We start from the raw sequence: 15,967 nt of genomic DNA on the forward strand, positions 1-15,967 counted from the left end.
CACATGCACGTCGTCTTCCGCGAAAGCCACGGGCTCGAGGAAACCGAGACCCCAACCGATCTGGGCCAGAGCCCGGCGGATCTGGTGGTGCTGTCCTTTTCGGACAGCGATCTGGGGGCTTTCGCGGCTGGCTGGCATCGCGGCGGCGGACCGGAAGGGCGAATGCCGACCCTGCGGCTGGCGAATTTGACGGCGTTGAAACACCCGTTGTCGGTCGATACCTATGTCGAGCAGACGCTGGAGGGCGCCAAGGGCATTCTGATCCGGCTGATCGGCGGCGTCCCCTACTGGCCTTATGGGTTGCAGCAGGTTCTGGCGCTGGCGCTGGCCAAGGGCATCGCGCTGGCAGTGCTGCCCGCTGACGGGCGCGAGGACACGCGGCTGGATGACTATTCCACCCTGCCGGTCTCGACCCTGCGACGTCTGGCGCATCTGTGCGATACCGGCGGCGAGGTCGCGGCACAGGCGGCGCTGGCACAGATGGCTTTGGCGGCGGGGCTTTATGCCGGTCCGGTGATGGGCGCCAAGACCTTGCCCGAATGTGGCACGTGGTGTCCGGATCGCGGCGTAGTCCCGGTGGAAACCGCGTTCGAAAGCAAGGCCAAACGAATCCTCGTCACCTTTTACCGCGCTTACCTGACCTCGGCAGACACCGCCCCGATCGCCGCCCTGATCCACAGCCTGCGCGCCCGTGGATACGCGGCGGTGGGCCTGTTTGCCCCGTCTCTCAAGGCGCCCGTGGCCGCCGACTGGTTGCGGGAACAGGTTGTTGCGCTGAACCCATCGGCCATTGTCAACGCCACCTCGTTTTCGGGAAAAGGTGCGTCGGGAACGTCGCCTCTGGACGCGGCAGGCGTGCCGGTGTTTCAGGTCGCTCTCGCCACCTCGCGCCGCAAAGCCTGGGCCCAGGCGGAACGCGGTTTGTCCCCCGCCGATCTTGCCATGCATGTGGTACTGCCCGAGGTGGATGGACGGATCTCAGCAGGAATCGCGTCTTTCAAGGAACCCGGCAAACGCGATCCGCATCTGGAATACGCGCGCTTTGCACATCGGCCCGAACCGGACCGGATCGAAGCGATCATCGACCGTGTATCGGGCTGGCTTGCACTGAACGACAAACGCAAGGCAGATCAGATTCCTGCGTTGGTCCTGTCCACCTATCCCGGCAAAGACTGGCAGATGGCCCATGCGGTTGGCCTCGACGCGCTGGCCTCGGCCGAGGCGATGCTGTCCGATCTTGACGAAGAAGGCTATGACATCGCGACTGGCGAGCCGATTGCCGACACTCTTCTGGGCGCACGGATTTCGTGGTCGCTCGGGGATTATCAGGTTGCGCTTGCGGAATTGCCCGAGACCCTGCGCGCCGGTCTGCACACCATTTGGGGCGCGCCCGAAGATGATCCGGCCTGTGCCGATGGGGCCTTCCATTTCACCGCGCTTCGGCGCGGCAAGGCGCTGGTCGCGCTGCAACCCGAACGCGGCACGCCCGAGTTGCGGGATGACGACTATCATGACCTCTCGCGCACCCCGCGCCACGGTTATGTCGCCTTCTATCTGTGGCTGCGCAAAAGGTTGGGTGCCGATGCGCTGATCCATATCGGCGCGCATGGAACGCTGGAATGGTTGCCCGGAAAATCGGTCGCCTTGTCTGCCGATTGTTGGCCCGACGCGCTGATCGGCGATCTGCCGGTGATCTACCCGTTTATCGTGAACGACCCGGGCGAGGCCGCGCAAGCCAAGCGCCGGATCGGAGCCGTCACGCTGGGCCACATCCCGCCCCCGATGAAGGAAAGCGGCACGCCGGATCGGATGGTGCGGCTTGAATCGCTGCTGGATGAGTTTTCCAACGCCGACGGGCTTGACCCCAAACGCCGCGACCGCTTGCAGGAAGATATCCGAGATGAGGCGCAGGCGATAGGGCTGGAAAGCGATCTCGGCCTCGATCAGGCAACCTGCACCGCCGAGGCCATCACCCGCATCGACCGCTTTGTCTGTGACATCAAGGAAAGCCAGTTTGGCGACGGGCTGCACATCTTCGGGCGCGTGCCCGAGGTGACGGGCAGTTTCGATCCGGCCCCTTCGGCCCACGCCGAACGCGACGCGCTGATCAAAGCGCTCGAAGGCAAGCGGATTGATGCCGGGCCTTCGGGGTCCCCCTATCGTGGCCGGTCAGATGTTCTGCCCACCGGGCGGAACCTTTACACCACCGATCCGCGGTCGGTTCCGACCCGTGCGGCCTATGCTCAGGGTGTGAAACTGGCCGAAGAACTGGTGCGGCGCCATCTTCAGGAAGAAGGCGATTACCCGAAGGGGCTGATCGTCGATCTGTGGGGGTCAGCCACCATGCGCACGGCGGGCGAGGAATTCGCCATGGCCCTGCACCTGCTGGGCGTCAAACCCGTGTGGGACAAAGGGTCCGAGAGGGTTTCCGGCATCGAGGTTCTGCCGATCACCGACCTGAGCCGCCCACGTCTGGACGTGACCCTGCGGGTCTCGGGCCTGTTCCGGGATGTTTTCCCGACGCTGTCCGCCTTGTTTGGCCAAGCGGTTCGCGCATTGGCCGCGCGCGATGAGGCAAGGGATTGGAACCCCTATGCCGGGCAGGAGCCGGCAGCGCGGGTCTATGGACCTGCGCCGGGAAGCTATGGCGTCAATATGACCGAACTCTCCGAAGTGTATACCGACGAGGCCCGTGCGCAGGCCGGTGAAGCGTGGCTTGAGGCCAGTTCTTTTGCATTGGAAGGCGAACACATCTCGCAGGACAAGGACGGCATAACCCAACGCGTCGCAAATGCGGACAGCTTTGTCCACTTGCAGGACCTGACCGAAACCGATCTCCTTCTGGCCAACGATTATGCCACGCACGAGGCAGGCTTTGCCGCCGCCAAGAAGATCGCCGGCGGAACCGCGCAGCTGTACCATCTGGACAACACCAACCCCGAAAACCCGCGTGCCCGCACTTTGCGTGAAGAAATCAGCCGAGTCGTCCACGCCCGTGCCGCCAACCCCGGCTGGATCGCCGGAATGCAACGCCATGGTTTCCGGGGGGCGGCTGAAATCGCGGCAACGCTGGATCATATGGCCTCTTTCGCGCATCTGTCCGGCACGGTCGCACCGCATCTTTTTGACCTTTACCACGATGCCACGCTGGGCAACGAAGAGGTCGACGCGTTCCTGCAAGAGGCCAATCCCAAGGCGCGCCAGGCCATGCAGGACCGGTTCCGCGCGCTGCTTGAGGCCGGGCTTTGGAACACGCGCCGGAACTCTATCCGGGCTGATCTGGAGGGATTGAGATGAGTGCACCAATTGTTCAGGGCTGGTGCCCGGGCGCCCATCGTCCGATGATGTCCGGTGACGGTCTGGTCGTCAGGGTCAGGCCCCGGCTGGCGCGTCTGGAGGCCGATCAGGCACTGGGACTGTGCGATCTGGCGGACCGCTTTGGCAACGGCTCGATCGATTTGACCAATCGCGCCAATCTGCAATTGCGGGGCGTGGAAGAGGAAGACCATCAGCCTCTGCTCAAAGAGCTTGCCGCGCTGAACCTGCTGGATGCGGAACCCGGTATCGAAATACGCCGCAATATTCTGGTTACGCCGCTCTATCAGGCGGGCGATTTGACTGCTCGACTGACCCATGAACTGATTGACCGGCTTGCGGAGCTGCCGGCCCTGCCGGCAAAGTTCGGCTTTGCAATCGACACCGGCCCCGAACGTCTGCTGGCGTCGGATTCGGCCGATATTCGCCTGGAATCCGGTGCAGGCAGCCTGATCCTGCGCGCTGACGGGTGCGCAACCGGGCGGAGCGTGACCGAGACCGACGCCATTGATCACGTGATCGCGCTGGCAATGTGGTTTGCCGAAACCTACACACCCGAGACACGCCGCATGGCGCGTGTCATCGACGCCCTGCCGCAGGAATGGCAAGGATGTGCGCCCGGTTCCGTTGGCGCAAAGCTTCAACCGGGCCGCTGTGAACTGGGTGCCCTGTACGGCGCGGCTTTTGGGTCGCTGCCTGCGCGCAAGCTGTATGACCTGATCGAGGACAGCGGCGCTTGCGCCCTGCGCGTCACCCCGTGGCGGCTGATCCTGCTGGAAGGCGGGGCGGCGATACCTGCCCCGGCCTTTGTCGAAAATGGAACCGATCCGTTGATGACCACCGACGCCTGCCCCGGCGCGCCGTTCTGTCCGCAGGCGCAGGCCGAGACGCGCGACATCGCCCGGGCGTTGGCTTCGCGGGTGTCCGGACGCCTGCATGTTTCGGGCTGTAGCAAGGGATGCGCTCGCATGGGTCCTGCCGACATCACATTGGTGGGCGCAAACGGACGATTTGATCTTGTCAAACAGGGCCGCGCAGGGGATGAGCCCAGCCAACGCGGGCTCGACCCGGAAACACTCATGACTATGGACTTCACCTGATGCCCTATACATACGAAACCGATGGCGCGGCGATCTACAAGGAAAGCTTTGCCACCATCCGGTCCGAGGCTGATCTGGCCCGTTTTGATGCCGATGAAGAGCAGGTTACCGTTCGCATGATCCACGCCGCGGGTATGGTCGGACTGGAAGAGTTCGTGCATTTCTCGCCCGGCTTCGTGCAGACGGCCCGCACCGCATTGGAAAATGGCGCACCGATCCTGTGTGATGCGCGCATGGTCAGCGAAGGTGTCACCCGTTTCCGCCTGCCCGCCGACAACCAGGTGATCTGTACCCTGCACGATGAACGCGTACGCCCGCTGGCCGCCGAGATGAGCAACACCCGTTCCGCCGCTGCGCTGGAGCTGTGGCGGCCGCATCTGGAGGGTGCGCTGGTCGCCATCGGCAATGCGCCCACCGCACTGTTCCATTTGCTGAACATGCTGGAAGACCCGGATTGCCCGCGCCCTGCCGCGATCATCGGCTGCCCGGTTGGCTTTGTCGGCGCGGTGGAATCCAAGGATGCGCTGTGGCAGGCGCAACCGGTGCCATCCTGCATCGTCAAAGGTCGTCTGGGCGGCAGCGCCATCACGGTGGCGGCCATCAACGCCATCGCAAGCCGGGCAGAATGAAGATGGGCACCATATACGGTGTGGGCCTTGGCCCCGGCGATCCGGATTTGATGAGCGTCCGGGCTGATCGCCTCCTGCGCAATGCAAAGCATGTGGCGTATTTCCGCAAACCCGGTCGCAGTGGTCAGGCGCGCAAGATCGTCAACGGGATGATCCCCGAAGGCGCGGTCGAGTTTCCCATGGAATATCCCGTAACCACCGAGATCCCAGTGACAGACCCGCGTTACAACGAATTGCTGGCAGCATTCTACGAAGACTGTACAAGGCATCTCAAGGCCCTGTCAGAACGGGGTGAGGACGTGGTTGTTCTGTGCGAGGGCGATCCCTTCTTCTATGGCTCGTTCATGCACCTTTACAGCCGACTGCGCCAAGACGCGCCGGTTGAAGTTGTACCCGCCATTACCGGCATGTCCGGAGCCTGGACCGCGACCGGAGACCCGATCACCTGGGGTGATGACGTTCTGACCGTGCTGGTTGGCACCCTGCCCGAGGACACGCTGGCGGAACGCATGGCTCTGACCGATGCGTTGGTCGTGATGAAAATCGGACGCAACATCGACAAGGTGAAGCGCGCTCTGAAGACCGCTGGCCTGTATGACCGGGCGTGGATCGTGGAATATGCGCAGATGCCGAACCAGACGGTGACAAAGCTGTCCGAAGCCTGCGAGAAGATCACCCCGTATTTCTCGATCATCGTCGTGCACGGTCAGGGGCGGCGACCATGAGCGGCTGGGTCAAGATTGCCGGTCTGGGGCCGGGTGACGAGGCGCTTGTTACACCAGAAGTAACAGCCGCGCTGGCCGAAGCCACCGATGTTGTGGGCTATATCCCATATGTGGCGCGTATTGCCGAGCGCCCCGGCCTTACACTGCATGCCAGTGACAACCGGGTCGAAATCGACCGCTCGCAACACGCGCTGCAAATGGCTGCCGATGGCAAACGGGTGGTCGTTGTATCCTCGGGCGATCCCGGCGTGTTTGCCATGGCGGCGGCCGTCTTCGAAGCACTGGAAAACGGCCCTGCGGAATGGCGCGACCTTCAGATCGATGTGCTGCCGGGGATCACGGCGATGTTGGCTGCATCCGCGCGCGCGGGCGCCCCGATGGGGCATGACTTCTGCGCCATCAACCTCAGCGACAACCTCAAACCATGGTCATTGATCGAAAAACGCCTGCGCCTTGCCGCACAGGCGGATTTCTCGATGGCCTTTTACAATCCGCGCTCGAAGTCCCGCCCGGAAGGCTTTGTAAAAACGCTGGAAATCCTGCGTGAAGAGTGTGAGCCCGAACGTCTGATCTTATTCGCCCGCGCCGTATCGCGGGCCGATGAAGAGATGCGCATTTCGACACTGGCCGAAGCCACGCCCGACATGGCGGATATGCAGACCGTGGTGATCGTGGGGTCATCCCGAACGCGCGTCATCGAGCGCGATGGCGCACCCATCGTTTACACCCCTCGCTTCACCCCTGATGAGGGTCAGGGATGAAGCAGCCAGTCCAGAACCTGTGCGACCTGCGAAAACTCGGTCCGCTTCGGCAGAACCGGGCGGTCGATCATCAGCACGGGCACGCCCAGCGCCCGCGCCGCGTCCAGCTTGGCGCGCGCGCCCGTGCCGCCTGCGTTCTTGGATACGACCAACTGCGTGCCGTGGCGCTGCATCAGCGCCCGGTCGTCAGCTTCGGTAAACGGCCCTCGGGCAACGACAACCTCTGCGTTCGGCAAGGGCACAGTGTCGGGGTCATCCACCAGACGCAGCAGGTAGCGGTGCTGGGGCTGGGCGGCAAAGTCTTCAAGGTGCATACGGCCAACGGCGAGGAAAACGCGCCGGGCTTCGCCGGACAACGCGTCGACAGCCGCTGCAATGTCCGGGACGCGATACCAGTTGTCGCCGGGCTGCGGTGTCCACGCCGCGCGTGTCAACGCGGCCAATGGCGTCCGCGTCGCGGCGCATGCCTCGGTCGCGTTCCGGCTCATCCGGGCCGCAAATGGATGGGTCGCGTCCACGACATGGGTGATGGCGTTCTCATGGATATAGGCGGCCAGACCTTCCGGACCGCCGAAACCGCCAACCCTTACCGGCAAGGGCTGCGGACGCGGGTTTTCCACCCGTCCAGCGTAGGAATACACAGCCGCAATCCCTTGTTGCGAAACAGCTTTGGCCAGCGCGTTGGCCTCGGTCGTGCCGCCAAGGATCAGGAGGGTTGTCATGTCTGAATCTCCGTGGCTGACCGTTCTGGGACTGGGCGAAGATGGGTTTGATGGCCTGTCGCCAACCAGCCGTCAAGTGCTGGACCGGGCCGAAGTGATCATGGGGCCGCCGCGCCACCTGTCATTGCTGCCCGAAACAGGGGCGGAACGTGTCGAATGGCCTGTGCCGTTCTCGGAAGGGCTGCCGATCCTGAAGGGATTGCGTGGCCGGCAGACGGTTGTTCTGGCCTCGGGCGATCCGTTCTGGTTTGGCGCGGGTTCGGTCATTGCGCGCAATTTCGATGCCGGTGAATGGACCGCCCTGCCCGGCCAATCCACCTTCTCGCTGGCCGCTGCCCGGCTCGGCTGGCCTTTGGAAAGCACCCTGACCTTCGGCCTGCACGCCGCGCCGCTGACCCGTTTGCGTCCTCATCTGGCACCGGGAGCGCAAGCGATCCTGTTGCTGCGTGACGGAAAGGCCGTGGCGGAACTGGCACGGTATCTGACCGAGACAGGCTTTGCCGACTCGGCCCTGCATGTGATGCAGGCGCTGGGTGGTCCGCGCGAAAGCACCCGAACAGTCACGCTGACCGAGGCGCTGTTGGGTACGTTCGACCATCCGGTCTGCGTCGGTCTGGAGGTTTCCGGTGCAGGACCTGCCCTTTCCAAGGCGTCTGGCAAGCCGGACCACATCTTCGAGACGGACGGACAGATCACCAAACGCCCGATCCGCGCGCTGACACTCTCGGCGCTTGCTCCGCAACGGGGCGAGCACTTGTGGGATATCGGAGGGGGCACCGGCTCGATCAGCATCGAATGGCTGATGTGCGATCCGACCCTGACCGCGACCAGCATTGAACCCCGTGCTGACAGGGCTGAGCGCATTCGTCGGAATGCCGATGCATTGGGTCAGGATCGGCTGAACGTCATCCATGGCACCGCGCCCGCTGCGCTGGACGGGCTGGAACTGCCCGACGTGGTGTTCATCGGAGGGGGGCTTGATCCAGACCTGCTGCACTGGCTGCACCAGAACCTGCCGTCCGGAACCCGCCTGGTTGCCAATGCCGTGACTTTGGAAAGCGAGGCCACATTGGCCCAGTGGCATGAGAAACTGGGCGGAGAGCTTCTGCGGATCGAACTCGCTCAGTCGGCGCCGCTTGGACCGCGCCGCGGCTGGAAATCCGCCTATCCGGTCGTGCAGTGGAGCGTGACGCTATGATCGTTGCCGGTTTGGGATTCTCGTCCGCCGCCACTGTTGACAGCTTGCGCGCCGTATTTGACACGGCGGCCGCAAACCACGATGTCGCCGCCCTGGCAACCGTTGCCGACAAGGAAGGTCATTCGGCCCTGACGACCTTTGCCGAAGAACTGTCACTTCCCCTGCATTTCGTTGCCGCCGCCGATCTGGCCGGTCAACGTACACTCACCTGCTCGAACCGCAGCCGCGCAACCTATGGCACCGGAAGCGTGGCCGAAGCATCCGCATTGGCGGCCGCCGGAAAATTTTTTGGCCCGGGTGCGCGGCTGCTTTCACCCAGACAGATTTCAGACGACCGGCTGGCGACCTGCGCCATAGCCATCGGAGGACAGACATGACCGTTCATTTCATCGGCGCCGGACCGGGCGCCGCCGACCTGCTGACGCTGCGCGGGCGCGACATCATCGCATCCTGCCCCGTTTGCCTTTATGCGGGTTCCCTGGTTCCGGAAGAAATTCTTGGCCACTGCCCCGAAGGCGCAAGGATCGTGAACACCGCGCCAATGGATCTGGATCAGATCATGGCCGAGATCGAGGCCGCACATCAGGCCGGCCAGGATGTGGCCCGTCTGCATTCTGGCGACCTGTCGGTCTGGTCGGCGATGGGGGAACAGATCCGCCGCCTCAAGGAAATGGGCATCCCGGTCAGCGTGACCCCAGGCGTTCCGTCCTTTGCGGCGGCTGCGGCGGCTTTGGGAACCGAGCTTACTCTGCCCGGGCTGGCGCAATCCGTGGTTCTGACCCGGACGCCGGGCCGTGCATCTTCCATGCCTGAAGGCGAGACGTTGGAGAATTTCGCACGCACAGGGGCGACACTTGCCATTCATCTGTCCATCGGCAATCTGGACAACGTCATTGCCGATCTGACCCCGGCCTATGGGGCCGACTGTCCGGTCGCCGTAGTCTATCGCGCGAGCTGGCCGGATGAACGGATCATCCGGGCAACGCTGGGAACGCTCAAAGACGCGCTGGATGACAGCATCTCGCGGACTGCGTTGATCATGGTTGGTCCGGCGCTGGCGGGCGAAGGTTTCAACGAAAGCTGCCTGTATTCGAAAGATTACGACCGTCGCTATCGCCCGCAAAGCGCCGAGAGCCCATGGTCGAGCTGGAGCCATGGTGATGATTAACCCTCCGGGCCTTCTGATTTCAGCACCGTCCTCGGGCACGGGCAAGACAACGGTCATGCTGGGCCTGTTGCGCGCTCTGGCCGAGGATGGCCTGACCGTTCAACCGTTCAAGAGCGGACCGGACTATATCGACCCCGCCTTCCACCGAGCCGCGTCCGGGCGGGCTTCGTTCAATCTTGACAGCTGGGCGATGGGCGATCCTTTGTTGAACGCGATCTCCGCGCAGGCCGAAGGCGCCGACATCGTGGTGGCAGAAGGTTCGATGGGCCTGTTCGATGGCGTGGCCAAGCCGGGTGAGTTGGGTCATGGGTCCAGCGCCGAGACCGCTGCGCGGATGGGTTGGCCGGTTGTGTTGGTGCTGGATGTCGGCGGCCAGGCGCAATCTGCGGCGGCAACCGCGCTGGGGTTCAGGATGTACAACCCCGATCTGCCCTTTGCCGGCGTCATTCTGAACCGCTGTGCCAGCCCCCGGCACGAGCGCCTGACCCGGCTGGGGATGGAACGCGCAGGCCTGCCGGTTCTGGGTGTGCTGCCGCGCCGAGGCGATCTGACCCTACCCGAGCGGCATCTGGGGTTGATCCAGGCCGTCGAACACCCGGATCTTGAAAGCGCCATCGTGGGCTATGCTGCATTTCTGCGGGAACATGTGGATCTCGAGGCGATCAAACGGGCGGCTTCCTCAGGCCCCATTGGGCCATCGTCAGACGCGCTGCCGCGCCCTCCGGCCCAGCGGATTGCATTGGCACGGGATGCGGCTTTTTCTTTTACATATCCACATTTGCTGGAAGGCTGGCGCACCGCTGGGGCCGAGATCCTGCCCTTCTCGCCGCTGGCTGATGAAGCCCCGGCGGCGGATGCCGATCTGGTCTGGCTTCCCGGCGGATACCCTGAACTGCATGCCGGGACGTTGGCTGCCGCCCAAACGTTCCTTGCGGGTCTGCGCAAGCACGCCGAAACAAAGCCTTTGCATGGTGAGTGCGGTGGATACATGGCGCTGGGTCATGCGCTGATCGACAAGGATGGCGTGCGGCATGAAATGGCTGGCCTGCTGGGGTTGGTGACGTCGTACCAAAAACGCAAATTCAACCTAGGCTATCGCAAGGCCGAACTTTTGGCCCCGATGCCGGGATATGCGCGGAATGCGGCGCTGCGCGGGCATGAGTTCCACTATTCCTCGATCGTGGATCAGCCTGACCCGCCGCTGGCCCGTGTGTTTGATGCCGAAGGCGCAGAGGGACCTCAGACCGGCTCTGTTCGCGGCAATGTCACAGGTACGTTCTTTCACCTGATTGCGGAGGCAACTGCATGAGCGGATTTGTCTCTTTCATCGGCTCGGGCCCCGGCGATCCGGAACTGCTGACGCTGAAGGCCGTCGACAGGATGAAAAAAGCCGATGCGATTTTGTTCGATGACCTCAGCAGCGGGCCGATTCTGAGCCACGCGCGCGAAGACGCCGATCTTGTGGGCGTGGGCAAACGGGCAGGTCGCCCCTCGCCCAAACAGGACCATGTCAGCCGGTTGCTAGTGGACTACGCCCAGACCGGCCAACATGTCGTGCGGCTGAAATCCGGCGATGGCGGCATGTTCGGGCGACTGGAAGAAGAACTTGTTGCCCTTCGTGAGGCGGGCATTGAATTCGAGATCATCCCCGGCGTACCGTCTGCCGTGGCTGCCGCAGCTGCTGCAGGCATCCCACTGACGCGTCGTCTAACCGCACGGCGGGTGCAGTTCGTGACGGGACATGACGTCAGTGGCGCGTTGCCGAACGACCTGAACCTGACAGCCTTGGCCGATTCTCAGGCCACCACTGTCGTATTCATGGGCAAACGTACTTTCCCGCTTTTGGCAGAAGCGCTGCATTCACACGGCCTGCCTTTGGATACGCCTGCTTTGATGGCTGAATCTGTTTCGACCCCGGATCAGAAGCTGACGCGCGCCACCATCGGTGCCCTGGCCGAACAGCTGAAATCCGAGATCGGCACGGCTCCCGCCTTGATCCTTTACGGGCCGCTGGCGGAGTTCGAAGATGATTGATCTGAGCCTGATTGGCATCGGCACCGGCAACCCGGATCACGTGACCTTTCAGGGGGCGCAGGCGATCCGGTCGGCCGATCTGATCCTGATCCCCCACAAGGGCGAAAACAAGGCCGATCTGGCCGGGCTGCGTGAGGACATCATCGATCGGGTAACCGAGACACCGCCAAGGATAGCCTATTTTGACATCCCAAGGCGCCGGGCGGATGACGGCTATCTGCGTGGCGTGGACGAATGGCACGACGCCATTGCGCTGCGCTGGCAAGAGGCGATCGCGGCCCACCCGGAGGCGCAGAACATTGCGCTGCTGATTTGGGGCGACCCGTCCCTGTATGACAGTTCGCTGCGCATTGCGGCGCGGCTGGACCCCAAGCCCAACACCAGGGTGATCCCGGGCATCACGGCCTTGCAGGCTTTGACCGCGGCTCATGCGATCCCGATCAATGACTTGGGCGCACCCTATGTCGTGACCACCGGGCGTCGTATCCGGGATGAAGGCTGGCCTGAAACAGCTTCGAAAGTCGCCGTCATGCTGGACGGGGAATGTTCGTTCCAGTCCCTCAGAATGGCAGAGTATGACATCTGGTGGGGGGCCTATGTGGGCATGAAAGAAGAACTGCTGATCAGCGGCCCTTTGGATCAAGTCGCGCAGCGGATCCTTGACACGCGCGCCCGCGCCCGAGCTGACCATGGCTGGATCATGGATATCTACTTGCTGAAGAAACGCGACGTGCAGCAGCGCGCGGCGAACACGGATTCGTGACTGCGCAGAACGCTCAAGTCTGGCACACAGGTCAGAGCAAGATACCGGAGACGCGTTGATGAAAGCCTTCATTCCCCTGCTCTGCCTGATCGCGTTGCCCCTGTGGGCTCAGAATGCGCCCGAGGGCTGGGCCGAATACCCAACCCAGAAACCGTATGCAGAACTGGTTGACGCAACCAAAGCCGCGATCAAGGAAAACGGGCTGATCGTCGTGACTCAGGCGGGCCCGACCAAAGCGGCGGCAGCACGTGGGATTTCGATTCCCGGAAATCGCGTGATCGGCGCTTTCAACAATGACTACGCCGTGCGGGTTCTGGAAACCTCGGTCCACGCGATGATCGAGGCCCCGATCCGGTTTTACATTACCGAGAACAAAGACGGGACGGCAAACCTGTCGTATAAAACCCCCAGTTTCGTCTTTGCGCCCTACGCCTCGGAAGGCGGTCAGAACCTGATGGATATTGCCGCCGAGCTTGACTCGACGTTTCAATCGATCGCTGAACGCGCAGTCAAATAGTCACACTGGCGTGAACCGCCTTGCGTCCGGGAACGTCCTCCGCAATCTGCTTGAAACGGTTTTATCGGAGCATGACTGATGCAAGACCCCTCGCCCCGCGCTGCGGATATTCTGGCCCAACGCCTTTATGAAGCGGGGTGCCGACACGCATTCGGGATGCCGGGGGGCGAGGTCCTGACGCTGGTCGATGCGCTGGAAAAGGCTGGGATCACCTTTCATCTGACCAAGCACGAAAACTCTGCCGGGTTCATGGCCGAGGCCGTTCATCATCGCGACGGTGCACCTGCAATTCTGGTCGCCACTCTGGGTCCGGGCGCAATGAACGGGATCAATGTGGTGGCGAACGCTTTGCAGGATCGTGTGCCGATGGTCGTTCTGACCGGATGCGTCGATGCGGACGAAGCGTTGACCTATACCCATCAGGTCATGGATCACAGCCGGGTTTATCGCGCGATCACCAAAGGCACTTATACGCTGACAGCCAAAGGCGCGGATATCATTGCCGACAAGGCGGTGTCGCTGGCCATGCAGCCACGACCCGGCCCGGTTCATATCGATGTCCCGATCTCGGTTGCCGACACGCCTGTTACCGGCGTGAAACGCCGCCGGCTGGCCAAGGTCGCGCCGGTCAGCCCCGGTGGTGAATGCCTTGAGAAGGCCCGCCGCTGGGTGGCCGAGGCCGAACGCCCCATCGCCATCATCGGCCTGGATGTCCTCTATGACGACTCGCGCAGTGTCGTGCAGGCGTTCCTGGAGCATTTTGGCATTCCTTTCGTAACGACCTACAAGGCCAAAGGCGTCGTGCCCGAGGATCACGCGCTGTGTCTGGGCGGCGCGGGGCTGTCGCCGCTGGCTGACAAGCATCTTGTGCCTCTGATCGAACAATCGGATCTGGTATTGTGTCTGGGATATGACCCGATCGAAATGCGCCCCGGCTGGCGTGAGATCTGGGATCCGGAAGAAAAGCGCGTCATCGATATCTCTGCCGTGGTCAACGACCACTACATGCATCAGGCTGGATTGAACCTTGTTGCCCACACGGGCGAGACATTGGAGGCAATAGCCAAAGGCAACCCGGCCCGTGAAACATGGCCGGGCAACGAACCCGAGCAGATCAAAGCCGCGCTGGCAAAGGACTTCCCCACCGATGAAAGCTGGGGGCCCGCTGCCGTCATTGTCGAAACCCGTGCTGTCCTGCCGCCTGAAACGCTGGCCACGGCCGACAGCGGCGCACACCGCATTCTGCTGAGCCAGATGTGGGCGTGCAGCGAAGAACGCGGGCTGATCCAGTCCTCGGCTTTGTGCACGATGGGATGTGCCGTACCCATGGCCATTGGCCTGAAACTGGCCGAACCCGACCGCCCGGTGATCAGCTTCTCGGGGGACGCGGGGTTCCTGATGGTTGCGGGCGAGTTGTCGACAGCGGCTGAAATGGGCGGCAACCCGATTTTTCTGGTCTTCGTGGATGCCAGCCTTGCCCTGATCGAGTTGAAACAACGCCAGCGGCAGATGGGCAACACGGGCGTCGATTTCGGCCATCATGACTTTGCCGCCATGGGCCGGGCCTTTGGCGGCAATGGCCATACGGTTCGTAACAGGACAGAGTTGCGCGCCGCACTGGAAGCTGCTGTAAAGGCTGAGACATTTACGGTGATTGCCGCTGAAGTTGAGCGTGGAGGCTATGATGGCCGCATCTGAAGGCCCGTTGAAGGGTGTCAAGGTTCTGGACCTTAGCCGGATCCTGGCAGGCCCAACATGCACACAGCTTCTGGGCGATCTGGGCGCAAGCGTCATCAAGATCGAAAACCCGGCAACCGGGGGCGATGACACGCGGCAATGGGGCCCGCCCTACGTGAGCGATGCCGAGGGCAACCGCTCGGATCTGAGCGCCTACTTCATGTCTGCCAACCGCAACAAGAGATCCGTCGCGCTGGATATCTCCTCGGCCGAGGGTCAGGCGGAAATCAGGCGCTTGGCGTCACATGCGGACATCCTGATCGAGAACTTCAAACCGGGCGGGCTGGCCAAATACGGGCTGGACTATGCCACCCTGTCGCAAGAGTTTCCAAGCCTCGTATACTGTTCAATCTCGGGCTACGGCCAAACAGGGCCGAATGCCAGCAAGCCCGGCTATGACCTAATGGCGCAGGGCTATGGCGGGATCATGTCGCTGACCGGCGATCCCGAGGGCGCGCCCATGAAGGTGGGTGTTGGCATCGCCGACGTGATGTGCGGGATGTATGCAACCGTGGGTATCCTGGCCGCGCTGCGCCACCGCGACTTGACCGGCGAGGGCCAGCAGATCGATCTGGCGCTGGTGGATTCTCAGATCGCCTGGCTGATCAATGAAGGTGTCAACTATCTGACGTCAGGCAATGTTCCGCAACGACGCGGAAACGGGCACCCCAACATCGTCCCTTATGACGTCTACGAAACCGCCGATGGGCACGTGATTCTCGCGGTTGGAAATGACGGCCAGTTCAGAAAACTCTGCAACTTCATCAATGCTCCTGAACTGGCAGACGATCCGAGATTCGCGACCAACCCGGCCCGATTGGAGCATCGTGACGCGCTGAATTCGATTCTTCGCCCCGCTGTGAAGGCGCTGGACACCCAGACCGTCATTTCCGGTCTGGAGGCTGTCAAAGTGCCCGTAGGCCCGGTGCAGACGCTGGATCAGGTGTTCAACACGGAACAGGTGGCCGCAAGACAGATGCAGATTGCCATGCAGGCCCAGCCGGGTCAGGTCAACCTGATCGGGAATCCTCTGAACCTGTCTCGGACACCTGTAACATATCGTAACGCCCCGCCGGTCTGTGGGGCCGATACTGAGGCTGTTCTGAGCGCCGAAAACCCGTTCGAGGATTGAAATACTTGCACATTTAGGCGGCAAGTCGCTGAAACATGCCCTTGAATCGGCGGTTTTTTTCATCTTTTTCGCACACGTCATTTCACCAATTCGAGAGCAGCGTCGATACTGTTACGCCCTTCTCGCACACTCTGGTACATCGAACAGTGTCAAATATCGCAATCAG

The 15,967-nt window shown here is 62.5% G+C and carries 15 protein-coding genes; 14 read left to right on the forward strand and 1 reads right to left on the reverse strand.

Features of this window, described 5'->3' with window-relative positions:
• Positions 1-3 precede the first annotated feature (3 nt).
• The 5 genes from cobN to cobJ are packed head-to-tail and all read left to right on the forward strand — an operon-like array spanning position 4 to position 6,530.
• Positions 4-3,297 (forward strand): cobaltochelatase subunit CobN, encoded by a 3,294-nt coding sequence (gene cobN, locus ACR0A2_RS06040; protein WP_480834386.1) that lies wholly within the window; start codon positions 4-6, stop codon positions 3,295-3,297.
• Complete coding sequence (locus tag ACR0A2_RS06045; RefSeq protein ID WP_480834387.1) at positions 3,294-4,415, forward strand: cobalamin biosynthesis protein CobG; 1,122 nt, start codon at positions 3,294-3,296, stop codon at positions 4,413-4,415. The genes cobN and ACR0A2_RS06045 overlap by 4 nt, the downstream gene beginning before the upstream one ends.
• Positions 4,415-5,044: a precorrin-8X methylmutase gene (locus ACR0A2_RS06050; RefSeq protein ID WP_480834388.1), complete on the forward strand. Its 630-nt coding sequence runs from the start codon at positions 4,415-4,417 to the stop codon at positions 5,042-5,044. The genes ACR0A2_RS06045 and ACR0A2_RS06050 overlap by 1 nt, the downstream gene beginning before the upstream one ends.
• Complete coding sequence (locus tag ACR0A2_RS06055) at positions 5,041-5,769, forward strand: precorrin-2 C(20)-methyltransferase (protein ID WP_171206609.1); 729 nt, start codon at positions 5,041-5,043, stop codon at positions 5,767-5,769. Before ACR0A2_RS06050 ends, ACR0A2_RS06055 begins: the two co-directional genes overlap by 4 nt.
• Complete coding sequence (gene cobJ / locus ACR0A2_RS06060; protein ID WP_480834390.1) at positions 5,766-6,530, forward strand: precorrin-3B C(17)-methyltransferase; 765 nt, start codon at positions 5,766-5,768, stop codon at positions 6,528-6,530. The genes ACR0A2_RS06055 and cobJ overlap by 4 nt, the downstream gene beginning before the upstream one ends.
• Here the strand turns inward: cobJ and ACR0A2_RS06065 are convergent.
• Positions 6,521-7,252, reverse strand: coding sequence for a cobalt-precorrin-6A reductase (locus tag ACR0A2_RS06065; RefSeq protein WP_480834391.1), 732 nt, complete (start codon positions 7,250-7,252; stop codon positions 6,521-6,523). The two genes, cobJ and ACR0A2_RS06065, sit on opposite strands and share 10 nt — an antisense overlap.
• Here ACR0A2_RS06065 and cbiE point away from each other — a divergent pair.
• The 9 genes from cbiE to ACR0A2_RS06110 all read left to right on the forward strand — a co-directional run bounded on the left by cbiE (position 7,251) and on the right by ACR0A2_RS06110 (position 15,801).
• Entirely contained in the window at positions 7,251-8,450 is a 1,200-nt protein-coding gene (gene cbiE, locus ACR0A2_RS06070) for a precorrin-6y C5,15-methyltransferase (decarboxylating) subunit CbiE (protein WP_480834393.1), read from the forward strand. The two genes, ACR0A2_RS06065 and cbiE, sit on opposite strands and share 2 nt — an antisense overlap.
• Positions 8,447-8,827: a cobalamin biosynthesis protein gene (locus ACR0A2_RS06075; RefSeq protein WP_480834394.1), complete on the forward strand. Its 381-nt coding sequence runs from the start codon at positions 8,447-8,449 to the stop codon at positions 8,825-8,827. Before cbiE ends, ACR0A2_RS06075 begins: the two co-directional genes overlap by 4 nt.
• Positions 8,824-9,618, forward strand: coding sequence for a precorrin-4 C(11)-methyltransferase (cobM, locus tag ACR0A2_RS06080; protein WP_480834396.1), 795 nt, complete (start codon positions 8,824-8,826; stop codon positions 9,616-9,618). Before ACR0A2_RS06075 ends, cobM begins: the two co-directional genes overlap by 4 nt.
• Positions 9,605-10,927, forward strand: coding sequence for a cobyrinic acid a,c-diamide synthase CobB (locus tag ACR0A2_RS06085; RefSeq protein ID WP_480834397.1), 1,323 nt, complete (start codon positions 9,605-9,607; stop codon positions 10,925-10,927). The genes cobM and ACR0A2_RS06085 overlap by 14 nt, the downstream gene beginning before the upstream one ends.
• On the forward strand, positions 10,924-11,652 hold the full coding sequence (cobA, locus tag ACR0A2_RS06090) for a uroporphyrinogen-III C-methyltransferase (protein ID WP_480834398.1): 729 nt from the start codon (positions 10,924-10,926) through the stop codon (positions 11,650-11,652). The genes ACR0A2_RS06085 and cobA overlap by 4 nt, the downstream gene beginning before the upstream one ends.
• A complete protein-coding gene (cobF, locus tag ACR0A2_RS06095; protein WP_480834400.1) occupies positions 11,645-12,415 on the forward strand; it encodes a precorrin-6A synthase (deacetylating) in 771 nt (256 codons plus the stop codon). Before cobA ends, cobF begins: the two co-directional genes overlap by 8 nt.
• 58 nt (positions 12,416-12,473) lie before the next feature.
• Entirely contained in the window at positions 12,474-12,932 is a 459-nt protein-coding gene (locus tag ACR0A2_RS06100) for a DUF302 domain-containing protein (RefSeq protein ID WP_480834401.1), read from the forward strand.
• 78 nt (positions 12,933-13,010) lie between these two features.
• Positions 13,011-14,630: a thiamine pyrophosphate-binding protein gene (locus ACR0A2_RS06105; protein WP_480834402.1), complete on the forward strand. Its 1,620-nt coding sequence runs from the start codon at positions 13,011-13,013 to the stop codon at positions 14,628-14,630.
• The gene (locus ACR0A2_RS06110) at positions 14,617-15,801 is read left to right on the forward strand and encodes a CaiB/BaiF CoA transferase family protein (RefSeq protein ID WP_480834403.1); all 1,185 of its coding nucleotides are present in this window, start codon (positions 14,617-14,619) and stop codon (positions 15,799-15,801) included. The genes ACR0A2_RS06105 and ACR0A2_RS06110 overlap by 14 nt, the downstream gene beginning before the upstream one ends.
• The last annotated feature ends 166 nt before the right edge of the window (positions 15,802-15,967 follow it).

This window comes from Ruegeria sp. H8 (assembly GCF_056532905.1).

Excerpts from the sequence above, each read along its gene's own strand:
- cobA (WP_480834398.1), top strand. The coding sequence starts at position 10,924 with ATGAGCGGATTTGTCTCTTTCATCGGCTCGGGCCCCGGCGATCCGGAA.
- cobN (WP_480834386.1), top strand. The coding sequence starts at position 4 with ATGCACGTCGTCTTCCGCGAAAGCCACGGGCTCGAGGAAACCGAGACC.
- cobM (WP_480834396.1), top strand. The coding sequence starts at position 8,824 with ATGACCGTTCATTTCATCGGCGCCGGACCGGGCGCCGCCGACCTGCTG.
- ACR0A2_RS06110 (WP_480834403.1), top strand. The coding sequence starts at position 14,617 with ATGGCCGCATCTGAAGGCCCGTTGAAGGGTGTCAAGGTTCTGGACCTT.
- cobJ (WP_480834390.1), top strand. The coding sequence starts at position 5,766 with ATGAGCGGCTGGGTCAAGATTGCCGGTCTGGGGCCGGGTGACGAGGCG.
- ACR0A2_RS06085 (WP_480834397.1), top strand. The coding sequence starts at position 9,605 with ATGGTGATGATTAACCCTCCGGGCCTTCTGATTTCAGCACCGTCCTCG.
- ACR0A2_RS06045 (WP_480834387.1), top strand. The coding sequence starts at position 3,294 with ATGAGTGCACCAATTGTTCAGGGCTGGTGCCCGGGCGCCCATCGTCCG.
- ACR0A2_RS06075 (WP_480834394.1), top strand. The coding sequence starts at position 8,447 with ATGATCGTTGCCGGTTTGGGATTCTCGTCCGCCGCCACTGTTGACAGC.
- ACR0A2_RS06055 (WP_171206609.1), top strand. The coding sequence starts at position 5,041 with ATGAAGATGGGCACCATATACGGTGTGGGCCTTGGCCCCGGCGATCCG.
- ACR0A2_RS06105 (WP_480834402.1), top strand. The coding sequence starts at position 13,011 with ATGCAAGACCCCTCGCCCCGCGCTGCGGATATTCTGGCCCAACGCCTT.
- ACR0A2_RS06100 (WP_480834401.1), top strand. The coding sequence starts at position 12,474 with ATGAAAGCCTTCATTCCCCTGCTCTGCCTGATCGCGTTGCCCCTGTGG.
- cobF (WP_480834400.1), top strand. The coding sequence starts at position 11,645 with ATGATTGATCTGAGCCTGATTGGCATCGGCACCGGCAACCCGGATCAC.
- ACR0A2_RS06065 (WP_480834391.1), bottom strand. The coding sequence starts at position 7,252 with ATGACAACCCTCCTGATCCTTGGCGGCACGACCGAGGCCAACGCGCTG.
- cbiE (WP_480834393.1), top strand. The coding sequence starts at position 7,251 with ATGTCTGAATCTCCGTGGCTGACCGTTCTGGGACTGGGCGAAGATGGG.
- ACR0A2_RS06050 (WP_480834388.1), top strand. The coding sequence starts at position 4,415 with ATGCCCTATACATACGAAACCGATGGCGCGGCGATCTACAAGGAAAGC.